Source organism: Paenibacillus sp. sgz302191 (assembly GCF_057749925.1).
Genome location: NZ_JBYLHY010000026.1, coordinates 38478 through 50396 on the forward strand (window position 1 = coordinate 38478; position 11919 = coordinate 50396).

Consider the following 11919-nt stretch of genomic DNA (forward strand, 5'->3'; position numbering starts at 1 on the left):
GGCTTGTCAAGGATTTACGATAAAAGCCAAGTAGAGGTGGAACAGTGCTAAAGGATCTTTTTCAAAAACGAAAGTATGCGACGATTCCTTCCGAGAAAACAAAACGGGATATCCCCGAAGGTTTAATGAATAAATGTCCGCAGTGCGGTACGATTCAGACGAGCAAAGAGCTGGAAAAAAACTTGAAGGTATGTACGGCTTGCGGCTATCATTATCGGTTAAACGCGATGGAGCGCATCCAGATGACGCTCGACGAAGGCCGGATACTCGAATACGACAACGGCATGGTTTCCGAGGATCCTTTACAGTTTCCTGACTATATGGAAAAATTGGATAAAGCGAGAAACGCGACGAATTTGCAGGACGCCATCGTAACGGGCGAAGGGACGATCGGCGGCTTTCCCGTTGTCATTGCCGTGATGAGCTTTGATTTTATGGGCGGCTCGCTGGGGTCCGTCGTGGGCGAGAAAATTACCCGGGCAGTGGAAGCGGCGATGGAGAAGAAGTGGCCGCTCATTATTTATTCGACCTCCGGCGGAGCCCGTATGCAGGAAAGCATCCTCAGCTTGATGCAAATGGCCAAAACGAGCGCTGCGCTCGCCAAGCTGGGCGAAGAGGGCGGGCTGTACATCTCGGTTATTACCGACCCGACTTTTGGCGGCGTGTCCGCCAGCTTTGCCATGCTGGGCGACTTTATTATCGCAGAGCCCGCCACGTCGTTCGGGTTTACCGGACGACGAGTCATCGAGCAAACGATTAAGCAGAAGCTGCCCGACAACTTCCAGACATCGGAATTCAACCTGGAGCATGGGCAGCTCGATAAGGTCGTCAGCCGCAAAGATATGAGGCCTACGCTTATCAAACTGCTGGACATGCATGGAACGAAAGGGGAAGCAAGCGATGGCGAATGAGTTGCCGTTTGAAAAGCCGCTCTCGGAGCTTAAGAGCAAGATTGCGGAGCTTCGCCAGTTCGGCACCGAGAAACAAATCGATTTTACGGATGAAATCCGCCGTCTGGAAGAGCGGTACGTTCAATTGGAAGAAGAACTGTACGCGAATATGTCGTCCGCGGAAAAAATGCAGTTTGCCCGCCATCCGCAAAGACCGACGACGATTGATTATATTCAGGCTATATTTACGGATTTTATCGAGCTTCACGGGGACAGACTGTACGGCGACGATTTGGCGATCGTCGGCGGCCTGGCCAAGCTGAACGGCGTTCCGGTGACCGTCGTCGGCCACCAGAAAGGCAAGGATACCAAAGACAATATCGCCCGCAACTTCGGGTGCCCGCATCCGGAGGGCTTCCGCAAGGCGCTGCGTCTGATGCGCCAGGCGAACAAGTTCAAGCGTCCGATCGTTACGTTTATCGATACGAAAGGCGCTTTCCCCGGCAATGCGGCCGAAGAGCGCGGACAAGGCGAAGCGATTGCCAGAAATTTGCTGGAAATGGCCTCTTTCCGCGTGCCGATCGTTTGCGTCGTTATCGGAGAAGGCGGCAGCGGCGGCGCGCTTGCGCTTGGAGTGGGCAACAAAGTGTTGATGTTGGAAAATGCCATCTATTCGGTGATCAGTCCCGAAGGGGCAGCCTCCATCTTATATAAAGACGCTTCGAAATCGCTGCATGCAGCCGAAGCGATGAAAATTACCGCCGACCACATTATGGAACAAAACGTGATCGACGGCATCATCCCGGAGCCCAGGGGCGGTGCTCACAGGGACCCGGCAGCGCAAGCCGAATTTATCAAATCCGCTGTCTGGGAACATCTTCAGCCCATGCTAGGCATGTCGGAGCAGGAGCTTATCGAGGACCGTTACCGCAAATTTAGAGAAATCGGGCGGTTCACATTCACTCAGGAGGGAAACCATGCGTAAAACGAAAATTGTATGTACCATCGGACCGGCCAGCGAATCTTTGGAAAATTTGAAAAAGCTGATGGAAGCGGGCATGAACGTTGCCCGTCTTAACTTCTCCCACGGAGACTTTGAGGAGCACGGCGGCCGTATCCGCAACATTCGCAAGGCGTGCCAGGAAACAGGTAAAACGGTTGCGATTTTGCTCGACACGAAAGGCCCGGAAATTCGTACGGGCAAATTGAAGGAAGAGCCGATTGAGCTTGTTCAGGACAAGCACATCATTTTGACGACAGAGGAAATTTTGGGCGATGCGGACCGCATTTCCGTTACTTATGAAAACTTGCCCCGCGACGTAAAAGTAGGCTCCACGATCCTCATCGATGACGGACTGATCGGCCTGACGGTCGTTGATGTGCGCGGTACGGAAATCGAGTGCCGAATCGTCAACGGCGGAACGATTAAAAGCAAAAAAGGCGTGAACGTGCCCGGCGTGAAAATCAGCCTTCCCGGCATTACGGAAAAAGATGCCAACGACATCGTTTTCGGCATCGAGCAGGGCGTAGACTTTATTGCCGCTTCGTTCGTCCGCAAAGCCGGCGACGTGATGGAAATTCGCGAGCTGCTCGAAAGACACAATGCGACTCACATCCAAATCATCAGTAAAATCGAGAACCAGGAAGGCGTCGAGAATCTGGACGAAATTTTGGAAGTTTCCGACGGCCTGATGGTAGCCCGCGGCGATCTTGGCGTGGAAATTCCGGCTGAAGATGTGCCTGTCGTTCAAAAGCAAATGATCAAAAAATGTAACATCGTAGGCAAGCCTGTCATCACGGCTACGATGATGCTCGATTCCATGCAGCGCAATCCCCGCCCGACACGCGCGGAAGCAAGCGACGTGGCGAACGCGGTGTTCGACGGAACGGATGCGGTCATGCTGTCCGGGGAAACGGCGGCGGGAAAATATCCGGTAGAATCCGTGCTGACGATGGCCCGCATTGCAGAGCGCGCGGAAGCGGCTCTTGAATATAAAGAAATTTTCCTTCGTCAAGCGCAAGCGCAGCAAACGACTGTGACGGAAGCGATCAGCCAGGCTGTCGCCAACTCGGCGCTGGAATTGGGCGCGAAAGCGATCCTGACTGCAACGGAAAGCGGCTATACGGCGAGAATGGTATCCAAATATCGCCCGAAAGCGCCGATTATTGCCGTAACGCCTAACGAGCAAGTGATCCGCCGTCTGTCCCTCATATGGGGAGTCATCCCGGTGCAAGGCGTAGAAGCGAAAACGACGGACGAGCTGTTCAACCTGGCTGTTGAAAGCAGCATCAAAACAGGAATCGTCAGCCTCGGCGATCTCGTTGTCATTACTGCAGGCGTGCCTGTAGGCCGCTCCGGAACGACAAACCTGATCAAAGTTCATCAAGTAGGCGAGATGATTGCCAAAGGTACCGGGATCGGAACGCAAATTGCGACAGGCCGTGTCGTAACCGCCCGCACTCCGGAAGAAGCGAATACCAAAATGACGGACGGCGCCGTGCTCGTGACGGTTTCGACGGACAAAGAGTACATGCCTGCCGTGCAAAAAGCAGCCGCACTCATTACCGAAGTGGGCGGCATTACGTCCCATGCTGCGGTTGTCGCGCTCAGCCTTGGCATTCCGGTCATCGTCGGCGTCGAACGTGCGCTGGAAATTATGAAAGACGGAACAGAAGTTTCCATCTATCCGGAAGTTGGCGTTATCTACTCCGGACAAGCGAAAGTTCTGTAGTCAGATTCAGACAGCAAGAGGCTGTCCCGCAAGCGGCTTTAGCTGCTGAAGGGTCAGCCTTCTTTTGTAAACGCCAGGGAGGGAAGCAGTATGAGCAAAGACCGGTGGTACCGCCACGAGCAGCGGGTCCGCTATGCCGAAACGGATCAGATGGGTGTCGTCTATCATGCGAATTATTTGACCTGGTTCGAAATCGGCCGAACCGAATGGATCAGGGAGATCGGACTTTCCTACCGCAGCATCGAGGACAAAGGGCTGCTGCTGCCGCTAGTCGAGGCGGAAGTGAAGTTCAAACAGCCTGCCCGGTATGACGACCGGGTAGGTATCTACACGCGGCTCTCGAGCTACAGCGGCGTGCGCATGGAATTTGCCTACGAAATCCGCCGCTGGGACGAGGAGAGCCGGGGGGACACCGGACAGCAGGATTCCGGGCTTGTGCCTGTCGGCGATTTGCTCGTTAGCGGGGCCACCCGCCACGTCTGGGTGAATCCTTCATGGAAGCCGGTGCGTATAGATAAGGAAGCGCCGGAAATATGGCGGCTGCTTGCGGGGAAAGCTTAATGCAAAGCGGTTAAATTTTCATTACGGTTAGGAGATGAGCGAATGTACCGTCTGCTTCTTGCTGTGTTCATCATCGTGCCGGCGCTGGAGATTTCCGTGATGATTGCTTTGGGCCGGTATATCGGCGGCTGGGCGACGTTCGCTCTGATTGTGCTCAGCGGCATAATCGGGGTGTATATTACAAGACGCGAAGGCCGCAAAGTATGGGATTACGCCCGCTACGAGCTGTCGAGAGGGCATTTGCCCGCACAGTCGCTGCTGGACGGGATTTGCCTGTTCATCGGCGGAGTTTTGCTGATTACGCCGGGATTTTTAACCGACATTGTCGGTTTCCTGCTCGTATTTCCATGGACTCGTCCCATGTTCAAGGTCGCTCTGCTGGCGCTCATTCAAAGGCAAATCGGCAGAGGCGGTTTCACATTTTTTTTCCGCAGATAAAAGAAACGGAAGAAAGGCCCGGCATTCGTTATTCGGAAGCCGAGCCTTTTTTTATGTATGAAGCGATATCGTGAAAAATTCGGGCGCGGTAAAAGGCGGATAAAACGACGAGCGATACCGGACCGACGATCAGGCCGACGAAGCCGAACAGTTTCAAGCCGACGAACATTGCGACCAATGTCGCCAAAGGATCCAGCCCGACGCTGGAAGCGAGCACTTTGGGCTCCATAATTTGCCTGGCTACCAGAATGACTCCGTAAAGCACGCTCAGTCCGATCCCCAGATAGATGTCCCCCTGCGCGAAAAACACGTACAAAATCCACGGAACCATGACGGCGCCGGTGCCCAAATACGGCATCAAATCGGCCAGGCCGGTCAACAGCCCGATCGTAATCGCATAGGGGACCTGCAGGATGAATAGGCCGATAATGACGACAAGTGCCGTCAGGGAAACGAGAATCAACTGCGCCCTTACGTAGCCGAACAGCGCTTTTTGCAAGTCGCTGCGGATGAGCTTGGACGTGGCGACGATCGAGTCGGAGACGATGCCGGAATATCGTCCGATCAGCAAATACCAGTCTTTGCTGATGAAAAAGGTGGCGAGCACAACTATGATCGTCAGCGTTGCAATGTTGGGCAGTGAGGTTAGAAAGTTTTTCAGCGTGTCGAACACATAGCCGATAACAAGCTTGCTGACGTTGGCGAGGGAACCTGCGGTCGAAGATAAATTGCTGTTGACGGTTTCCTGGTATTTCGGGTTGTTTTCAAAAAATCGGTTGACCTTTTCGATTAATTCCTGAAACGCCGTGGAATGAATAAACAAATTGAACTGTGCGGCGAGGCGGTTGACTTGATTTTGCAGCGTATCGGCCAGCGAGCCGAGCTCGACGATGATGTTCGCGACCAGCAGCGTAACCGCAGCGATCATCGCTCCCAAAAACAGCAGCATAGATATCGTTACGGCGAGCCAGCGAGGCAGTCTGAGTTTGAACTGGAAAAAGTTTACACAAGGGTTCATCATCATGGCGATGATCCAGCCGTAAATAAACGGGTAAATTAACGGGGGAATATAATATATCGCCAACCCGATCAGGAGAACGATCAGAGCTACCCAAATGCCCCTGAAAATTTGATGAACCAACCGCGGATTCAGGATATTCATGGTATTTTCTCCCCTTGCCTCTAATACTTGTATTGTAACACTGATCTTAAAAGAAAGCGAAAAAGCCGCAGCGCCGGGGGCAAGGCGAATGTTAAAAAAACCTTTACAAAATCTTAATAATTGAAAAGCGCTTTCCCCGCATTGTCGGTCTATGCCGGGCATAGTACAATAAAATAAGGAATGTCGAAAATTAGGAATTTTTACGGAGGTTTTATGAGTATTGCAAGAGAGCCTGCGGTGAGGGAAATCAAAGAAGTCGGCGAAGTTTCGTCCATGTATTTGAACCGCGATTTGAGCTGGATCGAATTTAACCGGCGAGTTTTGGAAGAAGCTCAGGACCCCAGCACTCCGCTGCTGGAAAGAGCGAAGTTTCTAAGTATCGTATCCAGCAATCTGGATGAATTCATGAGCGTGCGTGTTGCCGGGCTCAAGGATCAGATGAAAGCCGGGTACAACAAAAAAGATTTCACGGGCTACACGCCCGCCGGGCTCATTAAGCGCATCATGAAACGGACCGCTAAAATGGTCAGCGAGCAGTACAAAACGTACCGGGACGTTATCCGGCAATTAATTAAAGAGGGAATCGTTTTTACCGAGTACGAAGAATTGAACATCAGCCAGAAAAAAGCGATGGATGCGTATTATCACGATATTGTTTTTCCGGTATTGACTCCGATGGCGGTCGATCAGAGCCGTCCTTTCCCGCTTGTCCATAATCAGTCTCTTTATTTGGCTGTGGTACTGATCCGCGAGGGCGACGATCCGGACGATGAGCCGTATTTTGCCATCGTTCAGGTGCCCAGCAATTTGTCCCGATACATCCCGGTACCTGCCAGAACGAACAGCAAGAAGCAGGAGTTCATTCTTCTCGAGGAATTGATCGAGCACCATATCCAGTCGCTGTTCAGCGGCTATACGCCGATTGCCGTGCACGGGTTTCGCCTGACGCGCAATGCCGATCTTACCTTGAACGAAGAGGGCGCCGAGGATTTGCTCGAAGAGATCGAGAAGGAGCTGCGCCGCAGAAGATGGGGCTCTCCGGTGCGTCTGGAAATTCAGGAAGGGATGCATCCCTATGCACTTTCCCAGCTTCAGGACGAGTTCGAAATCACGGAGCACATTTTTGAAATCGACGGTCCGATCGACCTGACTTATTTGATGAAGCTGGCGGGCAGTTTGAACGGATTCGATAATCTCCGTTACCCGCGCATCGTTCCCAAATATCCGGTGGAATTCGAGGATACGAACGACTTTTTCACGCTGTTGAAGCAGCAGGACGTGCTCGTGCATCATCCCTACGAATCGTTCGATGCGGTGACCGATTTTGTCGTGCATGCCGCTTACGATCCGCATGTGCTTGCGATCAAAATGACGCTTTACCGGGTCAGCGGCAATTCGCCGATTATTCAGGCGCTTGCGATCGCCGCGGAGTCGGGCAAGCAGATCACCGTCGTCGTCGAGCTGAAAGCTCGTTTTGACGAGGAGCGCAACATTGCCTGGGCGAGAAAGCTCGAAAAATCGGGCTGCCACGTCGTTTACGGTCTTGTGGGCTTGAAGACGCATGCCAAAATCACGCTCGTCGTCAGACAGGAAGAGAACACGCTGCGCAGATACGTCCACGTAGGTACGGGCAATTACAACGACAGCACGGCCAGGCTGTATACGGACGTAGGGTTGTTCACCTCGCACAGCGTCATCGGCGAGGACGCATCGGCATTGTTCAATGAAATCACGGGGTATTCCGCGCCGCACGATTGGCAGGCTTTTGCCGTCGCTCCTACGGATTTGAAGGATAAGCTGTTTGAGCTGATCGAGCGGGAAGCCGGGCATGCCAGAGCCGGAAAGCCGGCGCACATTATCGCCAAAATGAACTCTTTGTCCAACCAGCAGATGGTGGATGCACTGTATGCCGCGTCGCAGGCCGGCGTGAAGATCGATCTGATCGTGCGCGGCGTCTGCTGCCTTCGCCCGGGAGTGCCGGGACTAAGTGAGAACATTACGGTGCGCAGCATTGTCGACCGGTACCTGGAGCATTCGCGCATGTACTATTTCGAAAACGGCGGACAAGTCGACGTGTACTTGTCGTCGGCGGATTGGATGACCCGCAATTTGACGCGGCGCATCGAGCTGATGTGTCCGGTATTCGACGAACAGTTGAAAAAAATGATGATCCAAATTTTACGGCTTAGTCTTAACGATAATGTCAAGGCAAGGGAGCTCATGACCAACGGCATGTACACCCGGGTAAAAAATGAACTGACTCCGTACCGGAGCCAGTTCGAGGCGATGAAAATTAAGTCGTGGAAAAAGCTTCAGCTTGAGCCTTAAGCGCAAGTCCCCACACTTTTTCAAAATCTTTGGCGAAAGCGGCGATCTCGCTCAGTTCGGCGGCGGGATTGTCCGCGCATAAAAGTTTTAGCGTAAGCGTCTTGCCGATGATGGAGATGATGAGCTCCCGAACCGGCTGCGTTTCGCTGCGGTCAAGCGCGATGGCAAGCTGCAGCAGCGTTCCCAGCTTCGCAACAAGCAATTCGTCGGATTCCTCCAAAATGTCTTTGTAAGCAAGGGCAAGCTGGTGGGTCCGGCTTTTTGTTTTATGGGAAGCGATCAGCGAGCAGAGCGCGATTTCCCGGTGGCTGAAGCCGTCGATGCGGGCCTGTGCGATCATATACTGCGTATGTTTGCCGTATTGATAATAATTGACGCTAGATCCGATCCGGTACAGCAGCGCGGCGGCATGAAGGTAGCGTCTGCTTTGTTTATCCAGCCCCTGCAAGGAAGCAAGCTCGTCGAATAAGCGAAGCGCGAGCTTGTCGACATGCTTGACGTGCTGGACGGCCGCACCCGGATGAAGCATCAGCATGTTCTGGACGCTAGCTTCCAGAACATCGTCGACCAGCGCATTCCCGGGCGTGCACAGCTCGTAAAAGATGCCGTCCCGCAAGCCTGAGCCGCTGACGATGCAATGCGAAGCCGCGGCTTCACTAAAGATCGTATCCAAAATGATGAGGCCCGGAACGATAATGTCCACGCGGTCTTTGGAAAGTCCCTCCACCTTTTTGCGCTTTTCAAGCGGCAGGGAGGACAGGAATTCCAGGAAAAAATCGAGCTCCCCGGTTTTCAGCTCATAGTTGTGGGCAAGCTGCAGAGAATATTTGCTCCGCTTCTGGCTCATTTTGCCGAGTGTGCGGATCGTTCCGCCCAGCCCGATCATGGGCAAGCCCGGCGAGCTTTTGATCCATGGATGGGCGGCGAGAGCTTCCTTTACCATAAGGCGAATCCCGGCCTTTTCGCTTTCGGTGATGACGCCGTTCTTCATAAATTGGCGGGTCGTGTTCACCGAACCGAACGGGAAGGAGAAGCTTTGCTTGAGTTCCCGGCCGCGGAACAGCGTGACCTCGGTGCTGCCGCCTCCGATATCGATAATGAATCCGTCACTGATATCGATCGTATTCACGACGCCGAGAAAGCCGTAACGGGCCTCGTCCTCTCCGCTCAGCACCTCGATATTGAAGCCGGTCCGGCCTTCGAGCACCCGGACAATTTCCGCGGAATTGGCCGCATTGCGGATCGCCGCCGTGGCGACGATTTTTAGCGTCCGCACGCCGTGCGCGAGACAGAGCGCTGCGTAGTGGGAGAGGATAGGAACGACGGAAAGAATGTCTTCGCTATGTAAAATGCCGTCGGCACCGATCCGCTGGCTTAGTCTTGCGGAATCTTTATACTCGCTGACGACGCGGTAGGCGCCGTATAAATTGCGTTCGTAAATAACCAACCGGATGGAGTTCGATCCGATATCGATGACGCCTATGTAGGAGATGCTGCTCATTTCTTGGCTCCTTCAACAAAAGTAGATCTTTCAGAACAAAGGTCGTACGAAGCTAACATGTTTCGCATGCCGTCCAAAACGGTGCTGCCGCCGTTACGCGGCTTGGATTGGTTTGGCTGGCCAAAGTACAGGCAGCCCGGAAACCCCACACGCCGGAGCCGGTCGTTACGATCTGCCCAGTTGCGCGAAAAACCTGCAAAAATACAGTTTTTGCTGGATGGAAACGCCGGCCACGGCAAATTCCTGCAATTGTGCAGGCTTTTGGCCGCGAACACGGGCTCGGGTTCATTTTCATCGAAAATTCCTGTACAATTGCAGGCTTTTCGCTAAAATGAACCATTTTTAAGGAGAAAACCTGCACTTTTGCAGGTTTTCTCCCTGCCAGGCCGCCTTGCCCCCACTTCTGCGTCGCAACCGGATGCAGGAGAAGTGTGGCCCACTCCACCGCCGCAATCGTAGCTGGGGAGGAGTGGCCACTTCATCGCCGCAATCGGAGCAGGAGAAGTAAGGCCAATTCAGTTCCGCAACCGTAGCCAGAGAGACGCGGGCAAATTCAGCACCGCAACCGTAGCTGGGGAGGAGTGGCTACTCAGCGCCGCAACCGGATGCAGGAGAAGTGTGGCCCACTCCACCGCCGCAATCGTAGCCAGAGATGCGCGGCTGCGTTCCCTCTGGTTCCTCTAACCCGGCACTTGATCCACATGCAGGTTTTCTGTGCATTTATAGAGATGCTTCTCTCCAATGTACGTTTTCTTAAAGCCTGACGTGCAGGTCTTCTTGCAGGTTTTCTTCGACAGGCCAAATGGATATGCCGCCTTGGGCGTGACAGACCGCTGAGCATGGCCGACAATTCGTCAGCTTCGGCCGACAGATTTTCAATCGTCTCATGCTGCCGCTTTGTTTTACATTGTATCAAGCTCAACTGTTCTCTACAAACTTTTTCCGCAAAGTTCCGTATAATTCGAGAGAATTAACAAAAACTTGTATCGTGCCGTAAGCGCTCGAATTTCGCCAAAAAGAATCTTTATGATAGTGATAACTTAGTTTTATGCCCTTTTTTGTTCACTTACAGGGTGAAATCCTTTATTATTAAGTTAGGAAAAAGTGAGTTTTTGCAAAAATCAAGTAGCTAAGGAGAGATTCCCATGACTGCAACCAAGGGTTTGGAAGGTATTGTAGCCACAACCTCGTCGATCAGCTCCATCGTGGACGGCGTTTTAACTTATCGCGGGATTGATATTGATGACCTCGCAGAAAATGCGACTTTTGAAGAAGTCATACATTTGCTTTGGTTCGGCAAACTGCCTACAGAGTCCGAGCTGGAAAAGCTGCAAAACGATCTGAACGCGTACAGCAGCGTACCGGAAGCGGTGATCGATCAGCTGAAGCTCTATCCGAAAGACGTCAATTCCATGGCTGCGCTACGTACGGCCGTTTCCAGTCTTGCGCTTTACGATGAAGAAGCGAACGATATGAGCACGGAGTCCAATGTGCGAAAAGCGATCAAACTGCAAGCCCAAGTGCCTGCGATTATCGCGGCTTTTGCCCGCATCCGCCAAGGACTGGAGCCTCTCGCTTCCAAAGGATATTCGTCGATTGCCGCTAATTTCTTATATCAAATGACAGGCAAAGAGCCGGATAAAGTTGCTATCGAAGCACTGGACAAGGCGCTTGTTCTGCATGCCGACCATGAGCTTAACGCGTCTACATTTGCGGCCCGCGTTACCGTTGCAACTTTGACCGATATTTACTCCGGCATCACTTCCGCGATCGGCACGCTGAAAGGCCCTCTTCACGGCGGCGCGAACGAAGCGGTTATGGCCATGCTCGAAGAAATCGGCACGGTCGAAAACGTAGAGCCTTACATTCACGGCAAATTGGAGCGCAAAGACAAAATTATGGGCTTTGGCCATCGCGTTTACAAAAACGGCGACCCTCGCGCGAAGCACTTGCAAAAAATGTCGTATGAGCTCGGAAAAATTACCGGCAACATGAAATGGTACGAAATGTCCATTAAAGCGGAAGAGCTTGTAACCGGGCTGAAAGGCTTGAAGCCTAACGTCGATTTCTATTCCGCATCTGTGTATACGTCGCTGGAAATACCGCGCGACTTGTTCACTCCGATTTTTGCGATCAGCAGAACATCCGGATGGACGGCTCACATGCTGGAGCAGTACGAGAACAACCGCCTGATCCGCCCTCGCGCCGAGTACACGGGCCCAGTGAACCAAAAATATATTCCGATCAGCAATCGCTAATTTATGTTATCATGTTAAAGATGCGGGTTGTTCGGCATCCGTCCGGCTT

The 11919-nt window shown here is 52.8% G+C and carries 9 protein-coding genes; 7 read left to right on the top strand and 2 right to left on the bottom strand.

Annotated features, from left to right (window positions below; genetic code table 11):
- Positions 1-44 precede the first annotated feature (44 nt).
- The 5 genes from accD to AC3G2T_RS28730 all read left to right on the top strand — a co-directional run bounded on the left by accD (position 45) and on the right by AC3G2T_RS28730 (position 4621).
- Positions 45-911: an acetyl-CoA carboxylase, carboxyltransferase subunit beta gene (accD, locus tag AC3G2T_RS28710; RefSeq protein WP_474679717.1), complete on the top strand. Its 867-nt coding sequence runs from the start codon at positions 45-47 to the stop codon at positions 909-911.
- A complete protein-coding gene (locus AC3G2T_RS28715) occupies positions 901-1875 on the top strand; it encodes an acetyl-CoA carboxylase carboxyltransferase subunit alpha (RefSeq protein WP_474679716.1) in 975 nt (324 codons plus the stop codon). Before accD ends, AC3G2T_RS28715 begins: the two co-directional genes overlap by 11 nt.
- Positions 1868-3622, top strand: coding sequence for a pyruvate kinase (gene pyk, locus AC3G2T_RS28720; protein ID WP_488437711.1), 1755 nt, complete (start codon positions 1868-1870; stop codon positions 3620-3622). The genes AC3G2T_RS28715 and pyk overlap by 8 nt, the downstream gene beginning before the upstream one ends.
- A 90-nt stretch (positions 3623-3712) precedes the next feature.
- Positions 3713-4183 (top strand): acyl-CoA thioesterase, encoded by a 471-nt coding sequence (locus AC3G2T_RS28725; protein WP_488437712.1) that lies wholly within the window; start codon positions 3713-3715, stop codon positions 4181-4183.
- Between the two features lie 42 nt (positions 4184-4225).
- Positions 4226-4621 (top strand): FxsA family protein, encoded by a 396-nt coding sequence (locus AC3G2T_RS28730; RefSeq protein WP_474679713.1) that lies wholly within the window; start codon positions 4226-4228, stop codon positions 4619-4621.
- Between the two features lie 28 nt (positions 4622-4649).
- Here the strand turns inward: AC3G2T_RS28730 and ytvI are convergent, their stop codons facing one another.
- Entirely contained in the window at positions 4650-5783 is a 1134-nt protein-coding gene (gene ytvI, locus AC3G2T_RS28735; RefSeq protein WP_474679712.1) for a sporulation integral membrane protein YtvI, read from the bottom strand.
- Between the two features lie 213 nt (positions 5784-5996).
- Between ytvI and AC3G2T_RS28740 the strand changes: the two genes are divergently transcribed.
- On the top strand, positions 5997-8111 hold the full coding sequence (locus tag AC3G2T_RS28740) for an RNA degradosome polyphosphate kinase (RefSeq protein ID WP_474679711.1): 2115 nt from the start codon (positions 5997-5999) through the stop codon (positions 8109-8111).
- Here AC3G2T_RS28740 and AC3G2T_RS28745 read toward each other — a convergent pair.
- Positions 8077-9612 (bottom strand): Ppx/GppA phosphatase family protein, encoded by a 1536-nt coding sequence (locus tag AC3G2T_RS28745; protein ID WP_488437713.1) that lies wholly within the window; start codon positions 9610-9612, stop codon positions 8077-8079. The two genes, AC3G2T_RS28740 and AC3G2T_RS28745, sit on opposite strands and share 35 nt — an antisense overlap.
- 1145 nt (positions 9613-10757) lie before the next feature.
- Here AC3G2T_RS28745 and citZ point away from each other — a divergent pair.
- Positions 10758-11870, top strand: a complete 1113-nt coding sequence (citZ, locus tag AC3G2T_RS28750; protein ID WP_488437714.1) for a citrate synthase — start codon at positions 10758-10760, stop codon at positions 11868-11870.
- Positions 11871-11919: the final 49 nt, after the last annotated feature.